The organism is Guptibacillus sedimenti, assembly GCF_028610665.1.
Lineage (GTDB): Bacteria > Bacillota > Bacilli > Bacillales > Guptibacillaceae > Guptibacillus > Guptibacillus sedimenti.
In genome coordinates this window covers 1,479,389-1,503,639 of the sequence record NZ_JAQQWV010000001.1, presented here as the reverse complement: position 1 = coordinate 1,503,639, position 24,251 = coordinate 1,479,389, and the positions used below count along the sequence as shown (strand labels likewise).

The following is a 24,251-nucleotide window of genomic DNA, read 5'->3' as shown; positions in this document are numbered from 1 at the left end:
TCCTCCTTTAGAATTATAAAAATGACTGCAATGCTAGTTCATAACCCACTAATCCAAATCCTACAATTTGGCCTGTAGTGACAGGGGAAATGACAGACGTGTGTCGAAAAGGCTCTCGCTTATGTACATTTGAAATATGTACCTCTACCACTGAAACAGGAACACTAGCAATTGCATCACGGATTGCATAACTATAATGAGTGAAGGCGCCTGGATTTAGAATAATACCCGAAGCATTCTCTGCTTCATGAATCCAATCAATTAGATCGCCTTCGTGATTTGATTGACGAAAAATTACAGTTGCCTCATTTTCACTAGCTAATTGAGATAATCGCTGTTCCACATTTTCAAGCGTTTCGTTCCCATAAATGTCAGGTTCACGTTTACCCAGTCGATTTAAATTAGGTCCGTTAAGCACATAGAATGTTTTCATGCCAGTCTCCTTACTCATGACGATTCGGCAGTTCTCTCTAACTCAGATGATGCATAAAAAAAAGAGAATGTTCCATGAACATTCTACCATAGCTTCATTTGTTTGAATAGGAAGTGCCCTTTTGCTGGTTCTCATGATACTCAAATGAGATCGAATAGCCAATGAATACTCCATAGAGTAAATAGAGGCAGATAGTTGTAATAACTGTATTGCGATCTAGTTTTGTAATTGTCGGCAAGTCAATAAACATTGGATTAAGCAAGTAGAATACAATGATCCATAGTACAACCCCATAAGCAAGCCCTGCCAGCATATTATTGATTTTCACAAGCGTTATTTTATATAAAAATGCAACGAGAATGGAAACAAGTCCAATTGAAAGGATACCTATCCATTGACCTAGCTGTTCATTCTTCCACTCTCCAAGTGCCCACGGTGAAAGAATTAACGAAGGCGGTATTTTCGTGAACTTAAATAAATAAGTCAAATACCCAATAAGTCCCCAAAACAGTCCCCCCGCTATTCCGATGGTAACAATTTTTGATGTGAAAGAAAGAGGTTCTTCTTGCTTATTCTGTTCAAGCTGCTCGTTTTCTTTTGAGTCCTGCTGCTTTTCTTTTTCCATTAGATTCACCTCATACCTAGCATTTCCTACTGTACACGAAATTATTTATTAGAAAATATGTGTATTGGAGAGATTAAAATCACTAACGTTGGGGAAAATGATTATTAACATCTCCCATCTAGAGGTTTTTGCCTATTTCTTGTAGAATGGTATTAAGTACATTTAAACAAGAGTATAATCGTTTCAAAACATTCTACTTCATACTATAGGTTGGTGAGAGATATTGTCAGATACTAACAAGCCTGCATATGGCGGGCAAGCGGTTGTGGAAGGCGTCATGTTTCAGGGGAAACATACATCTATAACTGCTATTCGGCGAAAGGATGGATCGATTGATTATCTAGAAGTTCCCAAACAGCCGAAACCAATACGAACAAAACTTAAGAAGATTCCCTTCATACGCGGAGTTGTCGCAATCATTGATGCTAGTGGAAATGGGACGAAGCACTTAAATTTCTCGAGCGAGCGTTACGATGTTGATCCTTCTGAAGATGAGGAAGTCCTTGGAAAAGATGAGCCTTCTAAACTAACTCTTTTATTAGGTGCTGCTGCTATAGGCGTTATTTCTTTCGCTTTTGTGAAAACCATTTTCACCTTATTACCAGCATTAGCTGCAGCTTCACTGGAGTTTATATTTCCAGGTCACGTGGTTCAGAATTTAATAGAAGGTTTCATTAAACTGATTCTACTGCTCGGCTATATTTATTTCATTTCACTCACACCTATCGTTAAAAGAGTGTTTCAATATCATGGTGCAGAGCACAAAGTAATTAATGCTTATGAAGCTGGATTACCCATTACAATCGATAATGTCCAGAAACAATCACGACTGCATTACCGATGCGGAAGTAGCTTTATTCTTTTCACAGTCGTCATCGGAGTGTTTATTTATCTATTAGTTCCCACTGACCCTTTATGGGTCAGGTTAGTATATCGTGTTGCATTAATACCAGTTGTCCTTGGTGTCTCTTTTGAAGTTCTTCAGCTAACGAACAAAGTGAGAGACATCCCGGTTTTGAAAGGGCTTGGCTATCCAGGATTATGGGTACAGCTCCTAACGACGAAGAATCCTGATGATAAGCAAGTAGATGTAGCAATCCACTCATTTAAAGAACTACTTTCTCGAGATAAATTACGAGAGGAAGATGATTCAAGCACAAAAGTTGTGTAAAGATGAACAGGAGGTGAATCATTTGTCGCGCCGTGTTGTTCAACCTCTGATTTATTTATTAATAGGTCTTGCAGCTATTGGTTTTTTATGGAAAATACTCACAGATCCAAGCGGACTTTTCAAGCAGCTTCTTATCACTGCAGCAATTGCCGTCGTGATCATCTTTATTGCAAAAAAATTGATGGCAAAAAAAATGGGGCAACAATCAACTGCCTATCAAAGAGCTGCAAAACAATCTTCAAAATTTAAAAAGAAAAAAGCTACACCTAGAAGAAATGCCACTCACCTGCGGGTCATCCCATCTAAACGACTTACGCCTAAGAAGCGTTCATTACAAGAAGACAAGAAAGAAAATCCTTTTACGGTCATTGAAGGACGTAAAGGCAAGAAGAAAAACAGAGCTCTTTTTTAAAAAAAGCGAAGCACCGTGCTTTTAGCAAGAGTTTTCATTTGAATTTAAGTCTTTAAATAAGAAAGGATGGCTGATATTCAGCCATCCTTTCTTTGTATTTCAGGCATTTTCCGCCACGTATTGAGGAATTGAGAAGTTCGCTCCTTACCTAACATGATTAATTTCTTCTGTCCATGTCTCTCTAATTTAAATGCAGTTGTAATATCCTGATTAATCGGAATAAATACGATATTTTGAGCTTTTTGATCTTCAATGTATCGTGCATCATGAGCTCGTTTCATTGTTTCAAAGAGAGCCTGATACATGTCAACGGCATTTGATATTTTATTCTCAGGAATTTGATTAAAGTTTGCACTCAGTTGAAACCCCAGCACTGGGCGAAGCGGTTTTTTATGATCAGGCGGTTGAAAAACCCACAGTGGAAAATTACTCAATATCCCTCCGTCTACCATGTAATGTTTTTTTCCATTAATGGAATAGAGAGGCTGAGGCTTAAAAAAGAATGGCAAACTTGCACTCATACGCACTGCTTTAGCAACTGAAAATTGCTCTGGCACGAATCCATAATGGGCAAGGTCATCAGGTAATACAACAAGCCTTCCTTTCGTAATATCTGATACGATAATCTTAAGGGAACCTTCAGGCAGATCTCCAAATGTTGAAATCCCCTTCTTTTTCAATAATCCCCCCACCCAAATTTCTAGGTCCTTTCCAGAATAAAGACCAAGATTCCAATATAACATCAACCAGCGAAGAAGCGGGAACGTAAAACCTGAATTTTTCTCTAATAGCGAAGTCAAATCTGTATCAAGCAATGTGTTTTCTAACTCATGCCCGTTATACCCTGCAATGATCAGTGCAGCAATAAGAGCACCAGCACTCGTTCCAGCTGTTCTCTTAAATGAAAGCCCTTTTTTCTCCACAGCTTGAAGTGCTCCCACAAGTGCAATTCCTTTTACTCCCCCACCTGAAAACACTCCGTCAATATACACATCCCTACCTCCTTCCAACCTTATTAAAGCCTAAGCTTATAAGCTAAAATTTAGTACAGAAAAAAGATATTGTTTCATATCGATAAAGTCTTTATTGATGAAAAAAGAACAATCCAATTAAACCTCGGATTGTTCCTCGTGAGCTTCTTCATTTTTCCGCTGGACTTCCCTAAGTTCATCCACTCGTCCACTCGTTTCTTCAAAATATTGGACTAAATCTCCAATTCGATCAATAGCATCCCAACTTAAATGATGCTCGATCCCTTCAACGTCTTCGTATATGTTCTCTTCATTAACCCCGATAACACCTAGAAATTGTTCAAGCAAAGCATGGCGATCAACGAGTCGCTTGCCTAGCTTTTTCCCTTTGGGAGTAAGCATGAAGCCGCGATACTTTTCGTAAACGACATATTTACCTTTATCTAATTTTTGAATCATTTTTGTTACCGAGGAGGGATGTACCTCTAGTGCTTCCGCAATGTCTGATACGCGAGCATACCCTTTTCCGTCTATTAGTGCATAAATACGTTCAATATAATCTTCCATACTTGGAGTAGTGGCCATTGGATTCCCTCCATCTTTTATTCCATTTAAGCCAGTTAATAAAAGCATACACCATAGTATGGGCGGATACAAGGAAAGGTTCCATATGCTTTTATTAAGAGGCAAACCTTTGTGAAGTAGCTAAAGGAGATCACAAAAAGATGAAGGATAAACGTTTCCGCTTATCCTTCGCTCCCTGATCCTAAAGTCCGCACTTCAGTTGTGCACTACAATTATCACATGTATTACATCCACCGATTTCTTTTACTTGCCCTTTCCGACAGACCGGACACGTATTTCCTACTTCAGACCCGATTGTTACATCAGTTGAACGAAGGTCAGTGATTGTATCAACAAGAACAACTTGTTTCTTTTCTTGCATCCCATCCTCAAATTCAAGCTGCTCAAATGAATTATCCTCAGCTTTAAGTGTTAGAACTTGAGAATCACGGCTACCGTCTACATAAACGGTGCCTCCCTTAGCACCACCATTGTAAAGACGTTCATAAACAGCTTCTACTTGCTTTACGGAATACCCTTTTGGCGCGTTTACCGTTTTAGAGATTGAACTATCTACCCAGCGCTGAATCACACATTGCGTATCAGCATGATCTTCAGGCGCAAGTTCCATTGCGGACACAAACCATTCTGGCAACTTCTCGGGATCTGCTTCTGGATTTCTCTCGTAGTATTCTGCAAGTATGTCTGCTTTCACTTCGATAAATTTACCGAGGCGACCACTGCGGAAATAAGAGAACGAGAAGTATGGCTCAAGACCGGTAGAAACGCCAACCATCGTCCCTGTACTACCCGTAGGCGCTACAGTTAGTAGATGTGAGTTACGAATACCATAATCCATAATGCTGTCTCGTAAGTCATTCGGCATTTGTTGCATATAGCCAGTGTTAACAAAAGCTTCACGTAACCGATTTGTTTCCTCTGCTGTTTCACCTTCAAGGAATGGGAAACTGCCTTTTTCCTTAGCTAAGTCAACTGAAGCACGATAAGCCGTTGTCGCGATCGTTTCAAATATTTGATCAGTTAACTTATTGCCTTCTTCTGAACCGTACACTGTTTCGCAATAGATCAATAAATCATGAAGCCCCATTACTCCTAGACCCACACGGCGCTCACCAAGAGCTTGTTTTTCATTTTCTTTTAAGAAATAAGGCGTTGCATCAATAACGTTATCTTGCATTCTTACGCCTACTTCAACAGTTTCTTTTAATTTTTCAAAATCAACTGTTTTCGTCTCTTTATTTGCCATTTCAGCAAGGTTTACAGCCGCAAGGTTACAAACTGAATAAGGCGCTAACGGTTGCTCTCCACAAGGATTCGTTGCTACCACTTTTTGGCCATAAGATGTAGCGTTTGTTTTTTCATTAGCATTATCAATAAAGAAGATTCCTGGTTCTGCCGAATATGTTGCACAAATATTGACAAGATCCCATAGCTCTTTTGCCTGAACTTTACGATACGTTCTTACAGGGAATCCTTGTTCTTTCCAATCACGAACATCACCTGATTCATGCCAGTTCTCATTGTAGAAACTCATTTGTTCTTTCGTATAGTTTTCTACATCAGGGAAGCGCAGCTCATACTCAGCATCATTTTCGACTGCATCCATGAAATCCTTCGTAAGACAAACAGAAATATTTGCTCCAGTTAAAAAGTCTGGATTATGAACGGAATACGTACCACCAGTCGCTAATTTATCCTGTGCGTCTTGCATCACTTTTTCTTCAAAACCACCAGTACCAGGGATACTACGATAATTTAGAATGCTTTGGTACATCGATCTCTCAGCATCAGAAAGAGGCGTGAATTTTAGTTTATCTTCTGCAAGCTTTTTAATTTGCTCGTCTTTTGTGTTTTCCACAAGAAAACGAAGGATACGTGGGTTTTGCATTTTTGAAATGATGAATTCAATAATATCAGGATGCCAATCTGCAAGCATGATCATCTGTGCACCGCGACGTGATCCGCCCTGCTCTACGAGATGTGTAAGCTTTGCAATATCATCAAGCCATGAAACGGACCCCGATGACTTTCCATTAACTCCTCTTGCAAGAGTGTTCCTCGGACGAAGCGTTGAGCCATTTGTTCCTACCCCGCCTCCGCGACTCATAATTTCCATTACCTGTTTGCGGTGCTCCGAAATGCCTTCTCTTGAATCTTGTGGAAACGGCATAACATAACAATTGAAATAAGTTACTTCCGTATCTGCACCTGCGCCATATAGTACTCGTCCTGCTGGGACAAAGTTCATTGATGAAAGTTCATTATAGAAACGATCTTCCCAATATTTCTTTTCACCATCCGTTTTCTCAACATCTGCCAAGCCCCGAGCGTTCCGTCGTGCAATTTGCTCATAGTAAACTTCAAGGGGCTTCTCAATAACGTCCAATGAACGTACAATTAAGCCAGTTTCTCTCTCTTCTTCAGTATCCAGTACACCGACATAGTCTTCATGCACAGCAACAGTCGCTTTCTTTGAAGCTAGATCAAGTTTTTCAATATATCCAAGACCTCTTGCTGGGAACTTTGGATCTTCCTTAATCGTTAAGACAACAAAATCACCTTTTTGTAACGTCTTTTTTTCAGTATCTTTAAAGGCATAGCGATCCAGCATAACAAGACGACTTACACCTTTGTGGGTAAGGTGCATATCTTCTGTAATAGGATGAACCTGCGCGAACATCTCAATATCTTTATTTAACTGTGCGATGTTAATGGACCTTCTTTTTTCATTGGTTTTTATTGTCATATAAACCCCTCCGTTTCGACATTTATACATATAAGAGCAACTCTAGATGTATGTAACTGTGATAAATCGTCTTGATTAATAGTAGCACATGTCCATCATGCAGACAATCATTTTAAACCATATATAGTGTTCAGAATTCTTTACCCAATACTACATATAGTAAAACGACGGATGTTCGTTTAATTTGTCAACTTTCAAATTAAGTGAAAATACGAGATTAAACTCGATAAATCAAGGTTGAATTACAAGAACAGAGAAAAAAGAGGAATTTTGTCTATTGCACATTTATCCACATTCTGTCTTTTGGTCTTAGCCTATCTTTAAATAAAGAATGCGTTTCGTTAATGCAACAAGAATAACTTTAGAACATTTGTTCCTCTATAGTCAATAGGAAAAAGCACCCATGGCAGGTGCTCATTTACTAAAGTTCCATTCGTTACTTGCATACTTGTCCATTGCCAAATCGTTCACGTAAGCTTCTTGTTCTTCTGATAGCTCAAATGGGACTAACTCAATGTTAAGGCCTTTTTGAAATCCTTCATAAAAGGCTTTAATCGCTTCTGAAATTGATACTGGTGTATCGCGAAGTGCATTAATAGCGACCGCTTTGTTTCTGAATCCTCTTTGCATCCGTTCACGAATACGATCATTTTTAAATTTAAAGCAATCAAACAATTTATCTTCATCAATATCTAGCAAAATAGATCCATGCTGGAGGATGACACCTTTTTGGCGCGTTTGAGCACTCCCAGCCACTTTCCGTCCTTCCACGACAAGTTCATAATACGAGGGAGAATCAAAGCATACACCAGACCTCGGAGCTCTAAGTTCCTCTTTTTCTTTCTCAGTTTCAGGAACAGAGAAGTAAGCATTTAAACCAAGTTGTTGAAAACCAATCAATAGGCCTTCAGAAATAACACGGTATGCTTCCCTTACCGTAGTTGGCATATCAGGATAATCTTCAGATACAATAACGCTGTATGTAACCTCTTTATCATGAAGAACGGCTCTTCCACCTGTAGGTCTTCTTACAAAGCCCAACCCATAGTTCTCTACGGCTTCCATATTTATATCTTTTTCAATACGTTGGAAGTAACCGATTGATAGGGTTGGAGGATTCCACCCGTAAAATCGAATGACGGGAGGTATGCTCCCTTCACTGTGCCATTTCAACAACGCTTCATCTAGTGCCATGTTATATGCTGGAGAACGTTCTCCCGAATCAATAAATGCCCATTGCTTCATTATCGGTACTCCTTTATCACAGTTAATTTCTAACACCTCTCCTATTCTAGCAGAGGTGAAAATGGATGACCAATGAACACTCTCTTATTTTATAAAAGAAAGGTCGATACGTGACGGACTTTATTTCTAACCAAAATAATATTTCGCATTTAATTCGGTAACCTTCAGGTGAATTTTTTATTTATTCTTTTTTTCTTTTGCGGAAAGGGGAAAAGACGTGTAAACTTAAGGTTGTCGATTTTACTTGAAAGGGTGTAACAAACTATATGGAATGGATTATCGCATTACTCGTCGCGATCATTGTGTATGTTGTCATTACTCGCTACATACAGAAAAGGAATTTGAAAACGTTAACGGAGGAAGAATTCCGAGCGGGCTATCGTAAAGCCCAACTGATTGATGTTCGTGAACCCAACGAATTTGATAACGGCCATATTCTTGGCGCAAGAAATATTCCTGTTAGTCAACTCAAAATGCGTATTAAAGAAATTCGCAAAGACCAGCCAGTCTATATGTATGATTACAACGGAATTATTATCGCTCGTGCTGCAAGCATCCTTAGAAAGCACGGGATCAAGGACCTTTATCAGTTAAAAGGCGGCTTCAAAAAATGGGGCGGAAAAGTAAAGAAGAAGTAAAAAGCAGCTGCGTGGCAGCTGCTTTTTTATTTCCGAAAAGTATTCAATTACGCTGATAGGCAGACTACGCTTTTTGGTATCGCAATATTGGTTTTCTAGCGGCGGTCGTTTCATCCAGTCGACCAATGACAGTTGTATGAGGAGCTTCCTGAACAATTTCAGGGTTATCTTCTGCTTCTTTAGCAATCTGAAGCAGTACATCACAGAATTCATCAAGCGTTTCTTTTGATTCAGTTTCTGTAGGTTCAATCATCATACACTCTTCGACATTGATAGGGAAATAAATCGTAGGTGGATGATACCCAAAATCAAGCAAACGCTTGGCCATATCTAACGTTCGCACGCCAAGTTTCTTTTGTTTCTTACCAGAAATAACGAATTCGTGCTTACAATGCTGTTCATACGGTAAAACAAAAGCATCTTGAAGACGTCTCATCATATAATTTGCGTTCAAAACTGCGTTTTCAGATACTTGCTTTAGTCCTTCTGGCCCCATCGTACGAATGTACGAATAAGCACGGACGTTAATACCAAAGTTTCCATAATAAGGTTTCACTCGTCCAATCGATTGAGGACGATCATAGTCAAAACGATACGCATCATTTTCTTTTACAAGAACTGGTTTCGGAAGATATGGAATTAAATCTGATTTAACGCCCACAGGTCCAGAACCAGGTCCTCCTCCACCGTGTGGTCCAGTAAAGGTTTTGTGTAAATTTAAATGCACTACATCAAAGCCCATATCCCCCGGGCGAGCTGCCCCCATAATGGCATTCATATTCGCACCATCATAATAGAGTTTTCCACCGGCATCATGAATAATTGTCGCCATCTCGGTAATTTGCTCTTCAAACAGACCAAGGGTATTGGGATTTGTAAGCATAAGAGCTGCGGTGTCATGATTTACAACACGCTTTAGATCTTCAAGATCAACAAGCCCTTTATCATTTGATTTAACGGTCACTGCCTCAAAACCAGCAACGGTGGCAGAGGCGGGATTTGTACCGTGGGCAGAGTCTGGGACAATGACTTTTGTACGATTGAAATCCCCATTTGCTTCATGATAGGCACGAATCATCATTAATCCTGTCCACTCGCCATGAGCACCTGCAGCAGGTTGTAGGGTCACTTCGTCCATACCTGTTACAGCGACAAGGTTTTCCTGCAGGTTGTACATCATTTCTAGCGCACCCTGAACCGTCTCCTCTTCTTGAAGCGGATGAACAAAAGCAAAACCAGGATACCTTGCCACATCTTCGTTAATTTTTGGATTATACTTCATCGTACATGATCCAAGCGGATAAAATCCAGAATCCACCCCATGATTACGTTTCGATAAGGCGGTATAGTGACGCATTAGCTGCAGCTCCGAAACTTCTGGTAGCTCCGGTTCAGTTTTGCGATTAAATTCCTCCGGTAACCATTCATCTAAATCAATGTCAGGAACATCAAGTTCAGGAAGACTGTATGAAATACGCTCCGGTTCACTTAGCTCAAATATTAACGCCTGGTCTTTACTCATTTCGCTCCCCCCACTTCTTCTACAAACATATCAATTTCCGCTTTTGTACGATTTTCTGTTACTGCGACAAGCATGTGATTGTTAAGTTCAGGATAATCGCGACCAAGATCATACCCACCGATGATTCCTTTGGTTAATAACTTGCGATTCAATTCCTTGATTGGGCCGTTAACCTTAATAACAAATTCATTGAAATAGACGCCATTAAACACAGTCTCTACACCAGCTTCTTCAAGACGCGTTTTTGCATAATGAGCTTTTTTTATATTTTGCTCTGCCATTTTGCGTACGCCTTTCTTTCCGAGCGCGCTCATAGCAACTGAGGAAGCTAGCGCATTTAGTGCCTGGTTTGAACATATATTGGACGTTGCTTTATCCCGACGAATATGCTGTTCTCTTGCTTGTAACGTAAGTACAAAACCACGCTGTCCATTCTCATCAGTTGTTTGTCCAATCAAACGTCCTGGAACTTTCCGCATTAGTTTTTTTGTCACTGCGAAATATCCACAGTGAGGCCCCCCAAATTGAGCTGGGATACCAAACGGCTGACAATCTCCCACAACAATATCCGCACCCAACTCACCAGGTGGCGTTAAGCGGCCAAGCGCCAGTGGGTTACTTGAAACGACGAACATTGCTTTTTGCTCATGTACAAGCTTTTCAATATCTGGCAATGGTTCAAGTTGCCCGAAAAAGTTCGGATACTGAACCATCACACAAGCAGTATTTTCGTCAATTTCTTGCTTCAACTTATCTAAGTCTGTAACTCCATTGCTCGAATCGACTTCTACAACGGATAAGCGTTGCCCTCTAGCATAAGTATCAATGACGGCACGCGCTTCTGGGTGAACCGTTTTAGATACGATGATTTTTTTCTTTTTTGTTTGTCCGGCACTTAGCAGACCCGCTTCAGCTAGAGCCGTAGGACCATCGTACATCGAGGAATTCGCTACTTCCATTCCTGTTAATTCACTAATCATCGTTTGAAACTCAAAAATAGCTTGCAATTCACCTTGAGAAATTTCAGGTTGGTACGGCGTGTAGGCCGTATAAAACTCAGATCGACGAATAACGTGATCTACGACAGAAGGAATGGCATGATCATAAACGCCAGCACCGAGGAAAGACGCATTTTCCAGAGTATTCGCATTTTGGGATGATAGCTTTGACATGTAACGAATCAATTCCGATTCAAAAAGCTGCTTTTCCACCTTTAGTTCGCCTTTAAAACGAATGGCTTCTGGAATATCCTCAAAAAGATCCTGAACAGAGTCCACCCCAATCGTTTCAAGCATTTCTTTCCTGTCCTGGTCAGTCGTTGGCAAATAGCGATGTTTCATATGTTCATTTCCTCCTCAGTATCCGTTTATTTCTGACGTTTATAGAATGGTGATGGAATAACTTTTGCTTGTACACGCTTATTGCGAATTTCCACATCTAGCTCAGTATCTATTTCTGTATACTCTTTCTTAATTAGCGCAAGACCTACGTTCTTTTTTAAAGTTGGCGATTGTGTACCTGTTGTCACTTCTCCAATAAGTTGTTCCCCTTTATAAACAGAGTAGTTCGTACGAGGAATACCCCTCCCAATCATTTGAATACCAACTAGTTTTCGATCCAGACCAGTTTCACGCTGACGAAGGAGAGCAGATTTACCAATAAAATCAGCCTCTTTACTAGTTTTAACAGCAAAACCGATTCCCGCTTCAAGCGGAGAGATATCCTTCGTTAGCTCCTGTCCGTAAAGAGCCAGCTTAGCTTCAAATCTAAGAGTATCTCGAGCTCCCAATCCACAAGGTAAGATATTTTCAGGTTCACCGGCAGCTAAAATCGCCTTCCAGAGAGCAGGGGCATCTTCTGAAGCGGTATATAGTTCAAATCCATCTTCACCTGTATAACCAGTTCGAGAAACTAACGTTTTAATTCCCGCAATCTTAAGATCAGCCTGAAACTTAAAGAAACCAATTGATGAAAGATCTGTATTTGTGAGACGTTGCAGAATGACCTCCGCTTTTGGACCTTGAATCGCTAGTTGAGCCATCTCATTCGAGATATTATTAAGGGATACACCTTCAATGATGTGCTCCTGAAGCCAGTCAAAATCCTTCACGGTATTCGCTGCGTTTACGACTAATAAGTAATGTTCCTCCGAGTGTTTGTAAACGAGAAGGTCGTCTACCGTACCACCATCCTCATAGCACATCGCAGTATACTGGGCTCCATTTACTTTCAGTTTGCTAACATCATTTGTCATCATCTTCTGAAGATAATCAAGAGCTTTTTCACCTTTGACGTCAATTTCTCCCATATGAGAAACATCAAATAATCCAGCTCTTGTTCTCACAGCTTCATGCTCTTCCTTAATACTAGAAAATTGAACAGGAAGTGCCCATCCACCAAAATCAATCGTTTTAGCACCCATTGACTTATACGTTTCAAATAACGGGGTTTTCAATAACTCGCTCATCTTGTTCCCTCCTATAACATCGAAATCAAAATCGTTTCATTTAACCCTAACCAACTATGCAAACCAAACCATGTCCAGCCATTAAAAAAAGGACAGAGAAAACCCGCTGTCAGTAGCGTGTTTTCTCTGTCCTTTTGACCTGAAAGTTTCTCCTCACATTAAAGCGTGAGGATTACATCTTTGGCGGCTTAAAGAAGCTCTCTCCAGAGGTGCGTCTAACAAGAGTCTTTTTGCCTGAGAGATTCACAACTTTGCTTGCTCCTTCGGCGCTGCATCTAGCAGTCTCTCCTCTTGCCTTCATTCGCTTATTTTCAGTTTTAAGGTATTGGATTGTACGGATTGATTCATACTATTAATGCTTTCGATTTCAATCCTACCACTACCATAGGAGCGTTGGCAACAATCTTTTTAATAATAAAAGTATTTTAACTAATATATTAAACACGAACAATATTATACATTAAACTTATTTCATTCGTAAATAACAGTTTTAAAGAAAGGGTTTTCATTTTGAGGACTGAATTACAATTCGATCAAGAGTGGACAAACAACTTTCTCAAACAAATTGAAGAGGATGGACCATGGGCTAATTGGGAGCTTTTTAAACTGGCTATCGAAGCTGAACAACATCGGGCTATCCCATCGTTTAAAGGATTACAAGCTCCTACTTACCTGCCTGACTTAACACCTCACCCTTATCAACTCGAAGCTGCACGGCGAGTCGTTGAGGAGATGAATGGAAAGGCAATTCTAGCAGATGAGGTTGGTCTCGGAAAGACAATCGAAGCTGGTCTTATAATTAAAGAATATATGATTCGTGGGTTAGTAAAAAAAGTTCTTATTCTTGTCCCAGCCTCGTTAGTGTCTCAATGGGCTATCGAGCTTAACACAAAGTTTTATATACCTGCTGTCGTTCAACGAAAAAGCTATGTTTGGGATCAGTGTGATGTTGTCGTATCCTCGATTGATACAGCAAAACGTGAGCCCCATCGGTCAATTGTTTATGAGCAACATTATGATATGGTCATCATCGATGAAGCGCATCGTTTAAAAAACAACCGAACAAAAAACTATGAATTTGTCCAACATTTGCCTAAGAAGTTCTGCCTTCTATTAACAGCTACTCCCGTTCAAAACCGTCTTGATGAAGTTTTCAACCTAGTATCATTACTAAAACCAGGTCATCTCGGCAGCTTTGAGAATTTCGAAAAGGATTACAAAGGAAAAGAAAAAAATGCTGAAGACGAAGAGAGACTTCGCACACTAATACAAAAAGTAATGGTAAGGAATCGTCGTGAGGATACTGGTATGGATTGGCCTGAACGAATTGTAAAAACGGTACCGATTACTTTCTCACCTGAAGAAGAAGATCTTTATCGTTCAGTTGAAGCATTAAAGAAGGAACCGATTTCAACCCGTAGTCAATTTTCGATTATTACCTTATTAAGAGAAATTTGCTCAAGTCGTGAAGCTGCCTATATGACGTTAAAAAAAATGCTTGAAAAAGATTCTCTTGATGAAGTCACACAAACCTTCATCCACTCCTTAATTAAAAAAATTGAAGGTGTACCAACAAATTCAAAAGCACAAAAAGCCCTTGAACTAATACAATCAATTGAAGGAAAAGTCATTATCTTCACGGAATATCGGGCGACACAGCTATATTTACAATGGTTTTTAAAGGAGCACGGTATTACTTCCGTTCCTTTTCGAGGTGGGTTTAAACGCGGAAAGAAAGATTGGATGAGAGAGTTATTTAAAAATCACGCTAAAGTTCTTATTGCCACAGAAGCTGGTGGCGAAGGGATCAACCTTCAATTTTGTCAGCACGTCATTAACTATGACCTTCCATGGAATCCTATGAGGATTGAGCAACGGATCGGCCGCATTCACCGACTTGGCCAAGAAGGCGATGTTCACATTTATAATTTTGCAACAAAACATACGGTTGAAGAACATATACTTACCCTGTTATACGAAAAGATCCAGCTGTTTGAAAGTGTCATAGGTCAACTAGATGAGATCTTAACTCGCCTCGGGATGCGTGATATTGAAAAACATATTTCTGACATTCTCCTTCATTCCGAAAGTGAAGGAGAAATAAAAATTAAGATGGATAATATTAAAGAACTAATCAATTATCAAAAGGAGGATTCAGATGCACCAAGAAAATATTCATAACTATTTGCGTTCGTATTTTCTCGCGAATGATTGTCGTATTCTACACGAAAAACCTGGCCTCCTCGATGTTCAACTAACCATTGAACTTGATAAAGAGTTAATGAACCGACCATTTTATTGGCATTACCTTGAAAAGACAGGCGGAACGCCACGACCGATGACGCTTACGTTAATTACAAATCAAACTATTGAAGAGAAAGGTGAGTTTGTTCATTTTGGAGCACCAAGACTGCATCAAATCTTTTCCTCCACCAAAAAACTCGCCTCTTCCATTCGTCTATATGAGGATGTACAAACGAATCAGCAACAGCAATATCCTCTTCATCCCTGGCTTTGTCTTAATATAAAAATTTCCTATCAATGTGATAGAAAAAAACACCGTCTTCTTTCACTCGGTCTTCACCTTGTTAGTGGAGCGGTAGTCGATGACTTTCACAATTTGTTACTAGAAAAGTCGCTTACCCCAAAAATTCCTGACTATGCTTTTACCGTAACACCTATCATAAAACCAGAAAGTGGATTAAAAAGACTCGAATCTGTTGTAGAAATGCTGCTCACAAAAGAAGACGTACAGTGGGCCGAAGAGGCAAGGATAAGGTGGGCCTCTGACCAGCACCTTCTTGATCAATTTTACGAGGGCAATACGAATGATCAACGATATGAAGTAGAAAAAGAGGCACTAAGGAAACAGTATGAGCCAATCATTACTGCAGAAATTATTAATGGAGGTATTTTTCACCTTGTTCCCGGTATCGAATCACAACCGTATCCCACTTAAAAAAGCTCGGACTCAACTGTCCGAGCTTTCACGCTTCTTTTTCTTCATGAACATCGATACCGACATTGGAATGATGCCAAACCATCGAAACAAAAAAGGCTGCTTTTTTGCTTTTCTTACAGCACGCTGCTGCTGTCTTTCTTCTTTTGGTTGATCGATATATGCGACAACTTGTTGTGTCATATATTTCACTAAATCATTCGATGACATCTTGATCACCCTTTTATCATTGTCTTCATTATTAAGGGTGTCCAAATACTTATTTTTTTATCCTATGCGTTGACATATTTCGGCGACAATGTCTTGTACCGAACGATTCGTCGTTTCAATTTCATAATCTGCTTCACGGTATAACGGCAGCCTTTCCGTGAATATAGTGTTAATCTTATTTTGCTTGTTATCTCCAGCAAGCAATGGCCTTGAAGTATCGCCTTCTAACCGCTTAACAATTTCTTCAGGCTCACAGTGTAAATAGATCATTATGCCATTCTGCTTCATAAAAGAGCGATTTTTTTCACTTAAGACGATCCCACCTCCTGTACTAATAATAATATTTTCAGTCGGGAGATCTTTGAGAGACGCTGTCTCATATGATCGAAACGCTTTCTCCCCCTCACTTTCAAAGATAACTGGAATTTCTCTTCCTTGCATTTTCCTTACATGCTTATCCGTATCCTCTGAAGGAAGAGCTAACGCTTTTGATAACTCTTCAGCAACAGTTGTTTTCCCTGATCCCATAAAACCTGTTAAGTAGATCGCTTTCATGTTTATCCCTCACTCCATTCTACGACTTCCTTCAATGTTTGATTGTATTGGAACAGCGCAAAAACCCTCGTTGCATTTTGAGTTGTTCCATTTAGCGTGATGTAAATAACTTCTGAAGGAGAAAACTGGATCGCGGCGTGAACCGTGCCTTCTTCATAAATAAATGTTTTCTCAGTAGTTTCGACATCGGTTTTTTGTATATATGAAATTGTATCTTTCATTCCTAACACTAGCAAGGAATGCTTTTTGAATTGTTCCTCTTCACGATCTAGAAATGCTCGTTCGTTCATTGTCACATGACATAAATGAAAAATGAACCCAAGAAGAAGTGTGCTAATTAGCATCATCATAGCAGTCATATAGCCTTGGTCATCCAGTTGCTTAAGACATTTGAAAACTAACTTGTTTCTCCGTGTTCCCATTATTTAGCTCCACCTCGATCATTACTCTCCTACCGGAGATTTGAACTGTAAAATCTCTAATGTCTTGTAAGACAATTTCATGACCGGTATTATTGACGCGGCGACGTATGGAAGATCCATACCGTTCATACTTAACGATCGCTCCATCTTTTTTCGTTAGTTCAATACTTCCCTTACTAAGTATAATTTGAGTGGCTTCTCGAACTTCTTTAGAAAACAAGTGAAAAAACAAGCGTGCTTCTTCTTGCTGAAAATCTGCTCCTGAATTTTGGATGGCCGCGCTCATAAGTAAAGGAAGCGTCCATATAATAGCCAGTAATATGGTCAAGGTTAGCATTAGTTCAAGTAACGTAATCCCATTTTCACTACTCATGAGGCAAGCTTCTACATATCAATAATTCATCCTTTTTCTCCTCATTGTAAGAAATGCACAACCCATTCGGTGTTTCAGTTAAGTAAAATTCAGTGCCTTCCACGATTTCTTGCTTGGGAGGTACTACATTGTTTAATACAAAGTCATTCCAATATTGATCGAGCAAATGTATCGCTTCCTTTCTCGTTTGAATGCTCATTCGCTCTTCATAAAGTTGTACATAAATTGGCAATGCACCGGAAGATAAAAGAGTAAGTATAGAAAGGGCTACCAAACCATCAAGTAGCGAGTAACCATTACAATTTTTTAATATAGAAGCGACCTGCTCCCACCTGTACAACAAGCTTATACTCCTCCTTACCCGCCTTCATATAAAGGGTACCTGCCTTTTGAACATTTCCATTACCGCCATAAACAATTTGATACCCCATTGTTCCTTCATCGATTGTGATGTGATCTGGAATCTCGTTTGTTCTCACTACCGTCGATGCATTACCTTGGATACTATAAATACCTTTACTTGGCGAAATCAAAAACCGATAAGAAGAACCATTTACATAAGCGAGTTCTTGAGTATACCTAAGATCCGATTGAATCTCTTCTAGGAAATGTTTTGTTACAGAAGCATTTTGCGTAGGCGTAATGTGGAGAAAAACCAGGGTTAAGAGAATCGACAATAGAGAAAGTACGATCATCATCTCAATTAAGGTATAGCCAAAAGAATTTATTACGAAATGAAACCTTTTCATTACTCGGCTAAAATCACTTTTCCATCGGTGATCGTTAATGCCTCTCCTCCGGGACAAGTGGTTTCATCCATATCGAGATAGCCATCTGTAACAAGATCAGCGATTGTAGTTGGAAATTCTTTTTTATTCGCTTTGTATGCTGCTACCTGTGTTTGAGCGACTTTTATCGTTGCTTCACAACTTTTTTCTTCAACGACTTCGTTATTTTTCGTTAAACCAGGGACAGCAATTAAAAGAAGAACGGAAATAATCATAATAACGATCATCATTTCAATGAGCGTAAATCCTTTTTCTTGTTTAAATAAGCTTATCCATTTTCTTAATTTCATTCATAACTTCCCCCTTAAATGTTTTGCAAATAATAAAACATCGGCATAAGAATAGACATAAACATCAACATGACGACAAGACCAACACCAACAAAACTAACAGGCTGCAAAATCATAAACCCCTTCTTGACAAGCTCTTCAAATCGTTCGCCAACCACCTCCCCATACAGAATAAGCTCCCTGCCGAGATTACCACTTACTTGTCCATGCATTAAAATTTCTTTGAACTCAGGTACATATAAACTAGCGTGATCAAATAAAGCTTCTAACTTTTCCCCGCGCATCAACGACAGTGAAACCCGATTAGCTTCCTCTTGAAAAAAAACAAAATGCGATTGCTTTGTTAACAGCGAAAAAGCCTCGGCAATGGAAAGACCGCTTTGAAGTAATAAACCTAAGTGAAGGGAGGTATGATGAGTGAGGTAGAGAGGGATAAAGAGGTGTACGAATGGTACTTTACTATAAATAATCATTTTCTGTACTGCAGAACTAGGTTTGTTTTTCACTAACGTAGAAAGATAAATTGCAATGGAAAGTACAATAACACCTACAACAATAGCTGGCATAAACCGAACAAGCTCCATAAAAAACTTCGAAATAAATGGGAGAGGAACATCGAGCGTTTGGTACAACGTATTAAATTGAGGCAATAAGTACTTTCCTACCACAAATAACATAATGGCCGTCATCCAAAATAGAAAGATTGGATAAGCAAGCGTACTGCGTAGACGTTTTTGCCATTCACTTCTCGTTTTCATTAACTGTCCAGATGCAGATATGCCTGTCGCAAAATCACGCTGTTCAGACATATACAAGTAAGATAATATATCTCCTGGGAAGTGAAAATCAGCTAAAACATCATGAAAAGAGTCGCCACCTTTTAACCTCACAATAATCATTTCAATGTTGGCTCGAATATGATCATTTTGATATAAAGCATAAACCTCCAGACATTTTGAGAGCGAATACCCCTCTTCAAGCATCTTCCCTACCCGACAAAGAAAGTCTGCTTTTCGATTAAGCTTCCATTTGGATCGTCTCACGGTTAAATAATCCCAACTCCTTCTCTACGGTTTCTTTTTGAATATAGCCTAAGGCATAGGCTCTAAGAATGTAATCTTTAATTGTGGATTGACCTGGTATGGTTAAAAGCTCTGGAAAATCGAGGGCTTTCTGAAGGTGGAGACCTGCGAGGATTTCAACAACAGCAAGCTTTCTACGAGTTCTCCTTTTAAGACATTCAAGAGAACACACATCACAATAGGGACACTTTAAAGGAACTAACCGCTGAGTTGCAACGCCTCTTAACGTCTGGGTGATGTTATGAAGTGGGATACCGAACTCGAGTAATCTTGGAATGCATTCAAGTGTACTTCCAGTATGGAGTGTGGAGACAACCAAATGGCCAGTCATACTAGCTCTTATCGCGAGTTGAGCAGTTTGTTCATCACGTATCTCTCCTACAACAAGAATATCAGGATCATGCCTTAAACCAGCTTTAAAACCCTCATAATACGAAAGTCCAGCCTTCTCGTTCACTTCCATTTGTATAAAATCAGGATTTCTCTTTTCGATCGGATCTTCTATTGTGAGAACACGGCGATGTCGTTTTACACTTAACGTTTGAAGTAAGGAATACATGGTTGTCGTTTTACCTGATCCAGTAGGGCCTGTAATCATAAATAAACCACTGTTACAACTAACAATCTGAAGAAGTCGATTTGCAATTGAGGGAAAAAGAAAAAGTTCTTTAAAGGAGTGAGTTTCATCTTGTGGCAAAATACGAATAACGAGACTTTCGTGGTAAGGAGTTGGAATTGTAGAGAGACGGAGATGAAGTTTTCTTGGGTAAAGAATCATATCCATTGCACCATTTTGAGGACGACGTTTTTCACCAATATCCATTCCACTCAAAAATTTAAAATGAGACAATAGCTTTTCAGCGATACTCATTGGCAACCATAAAGCATCATAAAGACGATTATCCACCCGAAATTGAATGGCTGCACCTTTCTCCTTTGGATGAAAATGTACATCAGATGCCCCCACTTCCATTGCTTGTTTGATAATGTCTTTCCCCTTTTCTTCAATATTCAGCAAAACACACCTTCCTTTCGTCTAAGTTCACGATTTTAAAATCGTAAAGAAAAGGATTCGCCAGGTAACTGGAAAATCCTTCTCGGTAATTTTAAATATATATTTATTTAAGTGAAAACTCTTGAATACTTAATTCAAACAAACACTTTTCTTCAAGGAATGGGTAATGATTGCTTTCTTCAAAAACAACCAATTTTGCATTAGGAATCGTACTCGCCATTTCTTCGGAATAAGAAAGCGGACATTGGACATCATATCTGCCGCAAGCAATAAGAGTAGGGGTTGTGATGGCAGTAAGCTGTTTTGTTACATCAAACTGTAAAATTTCTCTTGCGAAAAAATTCATTCGAGCTGCCGCCATCTTTTTATGTATAGGTTTTGAAAAGAGTATCTTATATAGCTCTGGTCGATAAAGAGAAAGTTTCGTCCTTTCCTCAGTTATTTTTTTTCGTTCAATTTGCTCAAGATCAGGATCTTTTAACCGCTCAATGAGTTGCTGCATCAGCTCATGATGAGGATGATCGACATGATAGATACAAGCAGGAGAAGAAGAAGCATATTCCCTAGCAGCAGCTCCTACAATGATTAAGCCTTTTAGTGAATTTGATGCATGAATTCCATATACGCAAGCAAGCATTCCACCTGTGGAATGCCCAGCGAAAACCCATTTTCGAATTTTCATCTTTTCGCGAATACTTTCAAGATCAAATACCGTTTCAATCATAAAAAATTCGTGCGGTGAGTTTACAGAATCTGTGTTTCCTGCTTCTTTAAGATTCACTAAATATACGGTATAGTTTTTTGTAAATGCATCTGCAAAATAATCACCACTGTTATTAAATTGAGAATAAAGATGGGTCACGCAAAGTGGTGGACCATTACCTTTCACAAAAACCTCAAACTTACCTCGTTCTGTTTTAACGAAATGTTGTTTCCACATCAAGACTCCCCCAAACGGTACTTATCATTAATACAGAAATGAAAGGCTACTCTAGAATGACAGCCGTACCGTAGGCAATGATTTCTGATGCACTCGCCATAACGGCTGAAGACTGTAACCGAAAAGCAACGATTGCATTAGCACCCTTACTTTCTGCATCCTTTACCATTCTCGCAATTGCTCTCTGTCTAGCTTCTGTCATCATTTCGGTATACTCAGTAATTTCACCACCAACAATTGTCCGAAGACTCGCAAGAATGTCCTTCCCTACGTGCTTAGACTGAACAGTGCTTCCTCTAACATAACCAATCACTTCCTTAATATTTTTGTTCGCGACTTGATCAGTAGTTACGATTATCATCAAACTGTTCCTCCTTTTCCCTATTCCTTCGATCTTTAATAAGCAAATAAATCAAGAAAGCAAGTGAAAGCGCATATCCAACCATAACGAGCGGAACCCATGAAGCATTGATAAAAAACATAACGACAATCAGGACTTGAAAGATTGAAGCACCTATTAACAATAATATTTTCATTGCGCCTATCACCATCTTTCTCCATCTAACTTAAGAATACCTTATTTCGTGTGATTTTTCTTGTCCTGTTTTGCCAAGTGAATACCACAAGAAAAAGCGATACGCAGAGTCGTTTCCGCATATCGCTGTGACATGGATTATGATGTTATCTTATTCAATCAATTCCCCGGACATTCCTATAATGAAGGTGATTTTTTTGCCTTCTGCTAAAAATAAGTATAAGTATCTAAACCGCTGCTCATACTACTAGAGCACGAAACCATTGGGCTATAGCCAAGCGGTAAGGCAACGGATTTTGATTCCGTCATGCGCTGGTTCGAATCCAGCTAGCCCAGTTAAGAAACGACAGCAAGCTTCTTTTTACGTTGTTTTAAATTTTGCAAACCCGACTTATTGTAACCTACAATTAATTTCTTTCCGTTAGTCACGATAGGCCGTCTTAGAAGCTTTGGTTCATTATGCATTAGTTCAAGCATTTCAGTAAGGGTAAGATCATCAATTTCAACATTTAGCTTTTTGAATGAAGTACTTCTTCTCGCAAGAATTTCTTCAATACCATCTGTAGATAAGGTAATGATTTCTTTTAATTCATCAATTGAAGGTGTATCTTTAAATAAATGACGCTCTTCAAAATCAACACCATTTTCTTTTAACCATGCTTTTGTTTTTCTACAAGATGTACAACTTGGATAAGTATAAAACAATAATTTATCTTCCAATTTAAATCCTCCCCGATTCGTTTTCCGTTGATAACTAACTTTACCCACATTATACAACACTTAAACAAATATTGTACAAGAAAAAGATTTGTATTTTTGTGAACGATTTGGGATAATAAATTGGAACCCTTTTCAAGGTTAAATAAGGAAAGTCATTATTTTGCCATGAGACTAGCATTTACTTTTCCACAAGAACTCATATATAATACGATATGTATGGGGAATGAACGAGCAAGGGAGGAACTTTTATGCCTAGAATGTACCGAGTTTTAGCTTTCTGGACCGGCATTTTCTCACTCATGGGCTTTGTTGGTGAGATGCCAGTATTAGGATTGCTGTTCCTTGGCCAGGCCGGCATGTTTTTAGCGTTAAGTTATCTAAACTTAACAGAACGTACTTATTTGTATATTTTTGGTGTATACTTAACTTTGTTTATGGTCGGTTTTTCCTACTGGTCAGTGTTCATGATGACGCCTGGATCAGGCGGACATTAATCCGAACGCAAAAAAGACGATGCTTACGCATCGTCTTTTTTTGGGCACTTTTCTTGAATCATTACTAAAAATTGATTTGACTGAGCAAGCCATCTTACCGCTCGATTTTGTTTATGTTCTCTAGAAAAAGGGTTATCCGGAGTCGTTTGCTGAAGAAATTGAAGCAACCCCTCTTTTAAAAGAAATTGTCCTTGTGGGAGACAATCCACCCACTGGATCCCGTGACTTAGACCAATGTTTCGAATAGCGTCAATATGAACATGAGTTGTGATATCCATTTCCCCAGGGAACTGTAAAACATTTTCTATGAGCTGATGATTTTGGTACCCCCTAAGACTGCCTCCTCTTCTTCCAGGGTTTTCCCATTCTTCATTTGTATATCCATAATCTACCGTAAAGACTTTTCCATGAGATAGCCAAATCCCTACCTCATTCAACCATTCTCCCATGGCAAGCGGAATTTCGATCCGTTGTCCATCATTAACCTGAAGCTCGTGACACGCTAACCAGTTCAGAATCTCAGGATCTGTACAGGGAATGTACACCTCCTCAAAACAATCATAATCATTCAAACCAACACAGACTTCTACCAGTTCCTGTTGTTTTTCAATAACACGTACAGGAAACGCATCAAGCAATTCATTTGAGAATAGGATGCCATTTAACTTTGGCAGCTCTTTCTTAATTGTAGAAAGTGAAGGATAAATCAGCACGTTATGACGCTTTGTGCGCTCAGCAATTAATTGCTGATGATAAGGACTGGATTCCAGTACAAAATAAGTTAACTTTTCATAAAACTTATGGTCCACCGTTTTTACTTCATCAAGAAAGGAAGAAATGAAGTTACCATCACCTGAACCCGCATCGACAATAACCGGTGCATACTCGTTCTTTTGTATTTCTTTTATAAGCACTCGGGCCATTACGCGAGAAAAAACGTTACCTACACTTGTTGAGGTAATGAAATCACCTCTTTTCCCCGTCTTTGGTGCATTCTTCTGATAATACCCATACTTTTGATGATAAAGAGACAATGTCATAAATCGCTCGAAA

The 24,251-nt window shown here is 39.2% G+C and carries 29 protein-coding genes, 1 tRNA gene and 1 riboswitch; of the genes, 7 read left to right on the top strand and 23 right to left on the bottom strand.

Annotated features, from left to right (window positions below):
* Positions 1-13 precede the first annotated feature (13 nt).
* Together aroQ and PQ578_RS07420 are read right to left on the bottom strand one after the other, a co-directional pair.
* On the bottom strand, positions 14-433 hold the full coding sequence (gene aroQ, locus PQ578_RS07425) for a type II 3-dehydroquinate dehydratase (protein ID WP_273832910.1): 420 nt from the start codon (positions 431-433) through the stop codon (positions 14-16).
* 94 nt (positions 434-527) lie between these two features.
* Entirely contained in the window at positions 528-1,058 is a 531-nt protein-coding gene (locus tag PQ578_RS07420; RefSeq protein ID WP_273832908.1) for a YqhR family membrane protein, read from the bottom strand.
* Between the two features lie 223 nt (positions 1,059-1,281).
* Between PQ578_RS07420 and PQ578_RS07415 the strand changes: the two genes are divergently transcribed.
* Positions 1,282-2,229 carry a DUF1385 domain-containing protein gene (locus PQ578_RS07415; RefSeq protein ID WP_273832906.1) on the top strand — a complete coding sequence of 316 codons (948 nt, stop codon included), beginning with the start codon at positions 1,282-1,284 and terminating at the stop codon, positions 2,227-2,229.
* The gene (locus tag PQ578_RS07410; protein ID WP_273832905.1) at positions 2,204-2,641 is read left to right on the top strand and encodes an SA1362 family protein; all 438 of its coding nucleotides are present in this window, start codon (positions 2,204-2,206) and stop codon (positions 2,639-2,641) included. The genes PQ578_RS07415 and PQ578_RS07410 overlap by 26 nt, the downstream gene beginning before the upstream one ends.
* A 77-nt stretch (positions 2,642-2,718) precedes the next feature.
* Here the strand turns inward: PQ578_RS07410 and PQ578_RS07405 are convergent, their stop codons facing one another.
* The 4 genes from PQ578_RS07405 to PQ578_RS07390 form a co-directional block, all read right to left on the bottom strand.
* Positions 2,719-3,633: a patatin-like phospholipase family protein gene (locus tag PQ578_RS07405; RefSeq protein WP_273832903.1), complete on the bottom strand. Its 915-nt coding sequence runs from the start codon at positions 3,631-3,633 to the stop codon at positions 2,719-2,721.
* A gap of 117 nt (positions 3,634-3,750) precedes the next feature.
* Complete coding sequence (gene mntR / locus PQ578_RS07400) at positions 3,751-4,197, bottom strand: transcriptional regulator MntR (RefSeq protein WP_273832901.1); 447 nt, start codon at positions 4,195-4,197, stop codon at positions 3,751-3,753.
* 181 nt (positions 4,198-4,378) lie between these two features.
* Positions 4,379-6,943, bottom strand: a complete 2,565-nt coding sequence (locus tag PQ578_RS07395; protein ID WP_273832899.1) for a vitamin B12-dependent ribonucleotide reductase — start codon at positions 6,941-6,943, stop codon at positions 4,379-4,381.
* A 414-nt stretch (positions 6,944-7,357) separates the two neighbouring features.
* Positions 7,358-8,188 (bottom strand): lipoate--protein ligase family protein, encoded by an 831-nt coding sequence (locus PQ578_RS07390; RefSeq protein ID WP_420541520.1) that lies wholly within the window; start codon positions 8,186-8,188, stop codon positions 7,358-7,360.
* Between the two features lie 266 nt (positions 8,189-8,454).
* Here PQ578_RS07390 and PQ578_RS07385 point away from each other — a divergent pair, with 266 nt between their 5' ends.
* A complete protein-coding gene (locus PQ578_RS07385) occupies positions 8,455-8,826 on the top strand; it encodes a rhodanese-like domain-containing protein (protein WP_273832897.1) in 372 nt (123 codons plus the stop codon).
* A gap of 64 nt (positions 8,827-8,890) precedes the next feature.
* Here the strand turns inward: PQ578_RS07385 and gcvPB are convergent, their stop codons facing one another.
* From gcvPB to gcvT, 3 genes are read right to left on the bottom strand one after another with little or no spacing between them, the layout of a single operon-like run.
* Entirely contained in the window at positions 8,891-10,348 is a 1,458-nt protein-coding gene (gcvPB, locus tag PQ578_RS07380) for an aminomethyl-transferring glycine dehydrogenase subunit GcvPB (protein ID WP_273832895.1), read from the bottom strand.
* Positions 10,345-11,688, bottom strand: coding sequence for an aminomethyl-transferring glycine dehydrogenase subunit GcvPA (gene gcvPA, locus PQ578_RS07375; RefSeq protein WP_224881159.1), 1,344 nt, complete (start codon positions 11,686-11,688; stop codon positions 10,345-10,347). The genes gcvPB and gcvPA overlap by 4 nt, the downstream gene beginning before the upstream one ends.
* Before the next feature lie 26 nt (positions 11,689-11,714).
* Positions 11,715-12,815, bottom strand: a complete 1,101-nt coding sequence (gene gcvT, locus PQ578_RS07370; RefSeq protein WP_273832889.1) for a glycine cleavage system aminomethyltransferase GcvT — start codon at positions 12,813-12,815, stop codon at positions 11,715-11,717.
* A gap of 212 nt (positions 12,816-13,027) precedes the next feature.
* A riboswitch (glycine riboswitch) is annotated at positions 13,028-13,116 on the bottom strand.
* A gap of 209 nt (positions 13,117-13,325) precedes the next feature.
* Between gcvT and PQ578_RS07365 the strand changes: the two genes are divergently transcribed.
* Together PQ578_RS07365 and PQ578_RS07360 are read left to right on the top strand one after the other, a co-directional pair.
* A complete protein-coding gene (locus PQ578_RS07365; RefSeq protein WP_273832887.1) occupies positions 13,326-14,996 on the top strand; it encodes a DEAD/DEAH box helicase in 1,671 nt (556 codons plus the stop codon).
* A complete protein-coding gene (locus PQ578_RS07360; protein ID WP_165996639.1) occupies positions 14,974-15,774 on the top strand; it encodes a YqhG family protein in 801 nt (266 codons plus the stop codon). The genes PQ578_RS07365 and PQ578_RS07360 overlap by 23 nt, the downstream gene beginning before the upstream one ends.
* Before the next feature lie 12 nt (positions 15,775-15,786).
* Here PQ578_RS07360 and PQ578_RS07355 read toward each other — a convergent pair whose 3' ends face one another.
* The 12 genes from PQ578_RS07355 to PQ578_RS07300 all read right to left on the bottom strand — a co-directional run bounded on the left by PQ578_RS07355 (position 15,787) and on the right by PQ578_RS07300 (position 21,985).
* The gene (locus PQ578_RS07355) at positions 15,787-15,984 is read right to left on the bottom strand and encodes a YqzE family protein (protein ID WP_273832883.1); all 198 of its coding nucleotides are present in this window, start codon (positions 15,982-15,984) and stop codon (positions 15,787-15,789) included.
* Positions 15,985-16,041: 57 nt separating this feature from the next.
* A complete protein-coding gene (locus tag PQ578_RS07350; RefSeq protein WP_273832882.1) occupies positions 16,042-16,539 on the bottom strand; it encodes a shikimate kinase in 498 nt (165 codons plus the stop codon).
* Between the two features lie 2 nt (positions 16,540-16,541).
* Positions 16,542-16,961: a competence type IV pilus minor pilin ComGG gene (gene comGG, locus PQ578_RS07345; RefSeq protein ID WP_273832880.1), complete on the bottom strand. Its 420-nt coding sequence runs from the start codon at positions 16,959-16,961 to the stop codon at positions 16,542-16,544.
* Positions 16,921-17,334, bottom strand: a complete 414-nt coding sequence (comGF, locus tag PQ578_RS07340) for a competence type IV pilus minor pilin ComGF (RefSeq protein WP_273832877.1) — start codon at positions 17,332-17,334, stop codon at positions 16,921-16,923. The genes comGG and comGF overlap by 41 nt, the downstream gene beginning before the upstream one ends.
* Positions 17,327-17,677, bottom strand: coding sequence for a hypothetical protein (locus tag PQ578_RS07335; RefSeq protein WP_273832876.1), 351 nt, complete (start codon positions 17,675-17,677; stop codon positions 17,327-17,329). Before PQ578_RS07335 ends, comGF begins: the two co-directional genes overlap by 8 nt.
* A complete protein-coding gene (gene comGD / locus PQ578_RS07330; protein WP_273832874.1) occupies positions 17,631-18,083 on the bottom strand; it encodes a competence type IV pilus minor pilin ComGD in 453 nt (150 codons plus the stop codon). The genes PQ578_RS07335 and comGD overlap by 47 nt, the downstream gene beginning before the upstream one ends.
* Positions 18,083-18,412 (bottom strand): competence type IV pilus major pilin ComGC, encoded by a 330-nt coding sequence (gene comGC, locus PQ578_RS07325; RefSeq protein WP_273832872.1) that lies wholly within the window; start codon positions 18,410-18,412, stop codon positions 18,083-18,085. Before comGC ends, comGD begins: the two co-directional genes overlap by 1 nt.
* 14 nt (positions 18,413-18,426) lie before the next feature.
* Positions 18,427-19,455 (bottom strand): competence type IV pilus assembly protein ComGB, encoded by a 1,029-nt coding sequence (gene comGB / locus PQ578_RS07320; protein WP_273832870.1) that lies wholly within the window; start codon positions 19,453-19,455, stop codon positions 18,427-18,429.
* Positions 19,430-20,512: a competence type IV pilus ATPase ComGA gene (gene comGA / locus PQ578_RS07315; RefSeq protein WP_273832868.1), complete on the bottom strand. Its 1,083-nt coding sequence runs from the start codon at positions 20,510-20,512 to the stop codon at positions 19,430-19,432. The genes comGB and comGA overlap by 26 nt, the downstream gene beginning before the upstream one ends.
* 100 nt (positions 20,513-20,612) lie before the next feature.
* The gene (locus PQ578_RS07310; RefSeq protein ID WP_273832866.1) at positions 20,613-21,449 is read right to left on the bottom strand and encodes an alpha/beta fold hydrolase; all 837 of its coding nucleotides are present in this window, start codon (positions 21,447-21,449) and stop codon (positions 20,613-20,615) included.
* A 46-nt stretch (positions 21,450-21,495) separates the two neighbouring features.
* On the bottom strand, positions 21,496-21,810 hold the full coding sequence (locus tag PQ578_RS07305; RefSeq protein WP_166001603.1) for a YbjQ family protein: 315 nt from the start codon (positions 21,808-21,810) through the stop codon (positions 21,496-21,498).
* Entirely contained in the window at positions 21,791-21,985 is a 195-nt protein-coding gene (locus PQ578_RS07300) for a hypothetical protein (RefSeq protein WP_273832862.1), read from the bottom strand. Before PQ578_RS07300 ends, PQ578_RS07305 begins: the two co-directional genes overlap by 20 nt.
* A 263-nt stretch (positions 21,986-22,248) precedes the next feature.
* Here PQ578_RS07300 and PQ578_RS07295 point away from each other — a divergent pair.
* Positions 22,249-22,320: transfer RNA gene (locus tag PQ578_RS07295), tRNA-Gln, on the top strand.
* Here PQ578_RS07295 and PQ578_RS07290 read toward each other — a convergent pair.
* Entirely contained in the window at positions 22,321-22,704 is a 384-nt protein-coding gene (locus PQ578_RS07290) for a Spx/MgsR family RNA polymerase-binding regulatory protein (protein WP_098444206.1), read from the bottom strand.
* Positions 22,705-22,952: 248 nt separating this feature from the next.
* Between PQ578_RS07290 and PQ578_RS07285 the strand changes: the two genes are divergently transcribed.
* The gene (locus PQ578_RS07285) at positions 22,953-23,198 is read left to right on the top strand and encodes a DUF2626 domain-containing protein (protein ID WP_098444207.1); all 246 of its coding nucleotides are present in this window, start codon (positions 22,953-22,955) and stop codon (positions 23,196-23,198) included.
* 23 nt (positions 23,199-23,221) lie between these two features.
* On the opposite strand, the gene PQ578_RS07280 is transcribed toward PQ578_RS07285, so the two are convergent.
* Positions 23,222-24,238: an SAM-dependent methyltransferase gene (locus tag PQ578_RS07280; RefSeq protein ID WP_273832854.1), complete on the bottom strand. Its 1,017-nt coding sequence runs from the start codon at positions 24,236-24,238 to the stop codon at positions 23,222-23,224.
* Positions 24,239-24,251: the final 13 nt, after the last annotated feature.

Excerpts from the sequence above, each read along its gene's own strand:
- PQ578_RS07350 (WP_273832882.1), bottom strand. The coding sequence starts at position 16,539 with ATGAAAGCGATCTACTTAACAGGTTTTATGGGATCAGGGAAAACAACT.
- PQ578_RS07355 (WP_273832883.1), bottom strand. The coding sequence starts at position 15,984 with ATGTCATCGAATGATTTAGTGAAATATATGACACAACAAGTTGTCGCA.
- PQ578_RS07280 (WP_273832854.1), bottom strand. The coding sequence starts at position 24,238 with ATGACATTGTCTCTTTATCATCAAAAGTATGGGTATTATCAGAAGAAT.
- PQ578_RS07285 (WP_098444207.1), top strand. The coding sequence starts at position 22,953 with ATGCCTAGAATGTACCGAGTTTTAGCTTTCTGGACCGGCATTTTCTCA.
- PQ578_RS07300 (WP_273832862.1), bottom strand. The coding sequence starts at position 21,985 with ATGAAAATATTATTGTTAATAGGTGCTTCAATCTTTCAAGTCCTGATT.
- PQ578_RS07385 (WP_273832897.1), top strand. The coding sequence starts at position 8,455 with ATGGAATGGATTATCGCATTACTCGTCGCGATCATTGTGTATGTTGTC.
- PQ578_RS07395 (WP_273832899.1), bottom strand. The coding sequence starts at position 6,943 with ATGACAATAAAAACCAATGAAAAAAGAAGGTCCATTAACATCGCACAG.
- PQ578_RS07310 (WP_273832866.1), bottom strand. The coding sequence starts at position 21,449 with ATGTGGAAACAACATTTCGTTAAAACAGAACGAGGTAAGTTTGAGGTT.
- comGG (WP_273832880.1), bottom strand. The coding sequence starts at position 16,961 with ATGGGAACACGGAGAAACAAGTTAGTTTTCAAATGTCTTAAGCAACTG.
- gcvPB (WP_273832895.1), bottom strand. The coding sequence starts at position 10,348 with ATGAGTAAAGACCAGGCGTTAATATTTGAGCTAAGTGAACCGGAGCGT.
- comGF (WP_273832877.1), bottom strand. The coding sequence starts at position 17,334 with ATGAGTAGTGAAAATGGGATTACGTTACTTGAACTAATGCTAACCTTG.
- comGC (WP_273832872.1), bottom strand. The coding sequence starts at position 18,412 with ATGAAATTAAGAAAATGGATAAGCTTATTTAAACAAGAAAAAGGATTT.
- PQ578_RS07390 (WP_420541520.1), bottom strand. The coding sequence starts at position 8,188 with ATGAAGCAATGGGCATTTATTGATTCGGGAGAACGTTCTCCAGCATAT.
- PQ578_RS07305 (WP_166001603.1), bottom strand. The coding sequence starts at position 21,810 with ATGATAATCGTAACTACTGATCAAGTCGCGAACAAAAATATTAAGGAA.
- PQ578_RS07360 (WP_165996639.1), top strand. The coding sequence starts at position 14,974 with ATGCACCAAGAAAATATTCATAACTATTTGCGTTCGTATTTTCTCGCG.
- comGD (WP_273832874.1), bottom strand. The coding sequence starts at position 18,083 with ATGAAAAGGTTTCATTTCGTAATAAATTCTTTTGGCTATACCTTAATT.
- PQ578_RS07410 (WP_273832905.1), top strand. The coding sequence starts at position 2,204 with ATGATTCAAGCACAAAAGTTGTGTAAAGATGAACAGGAGGTGAATCAT.
- mntR (WP_273832901.1), bottom strand. The coding sequence starts at position 4,197 with ATGGCCACTACTCCAAGTATGGAAGATTATATTGAACGTATTTATGCA.
- aroQ (WP_273832910.1), bottom strand. The coding sequence starts at position 433 with ATGAAAACATTCTATGTGCTTAACGGACCTAATTTAAATCGACTGGGT.
- gcvPA (WP_224881159.1), bottom strand. The coding sequence starts at position 11,688 with ATGAAACATCGCTATTTGCCAACGACTGACCAGGACAGGAAAGAAATG.
- gcvT (WP_273832889.1), bottom strand. The coding sequence starts at position 12,815 with ATGAGCGAGTTATTGAAAACCCCGTTATTTGAAACGTATAAGTCAATG.
- PQ578_RS07420 (WP_273832908.1), bottom strand. The coding sequence starts at position 1,058 with ATGGAAAAAGAAAAGCAGCAGGACTCAAAAGAAAACGAGCAGCTTGAA.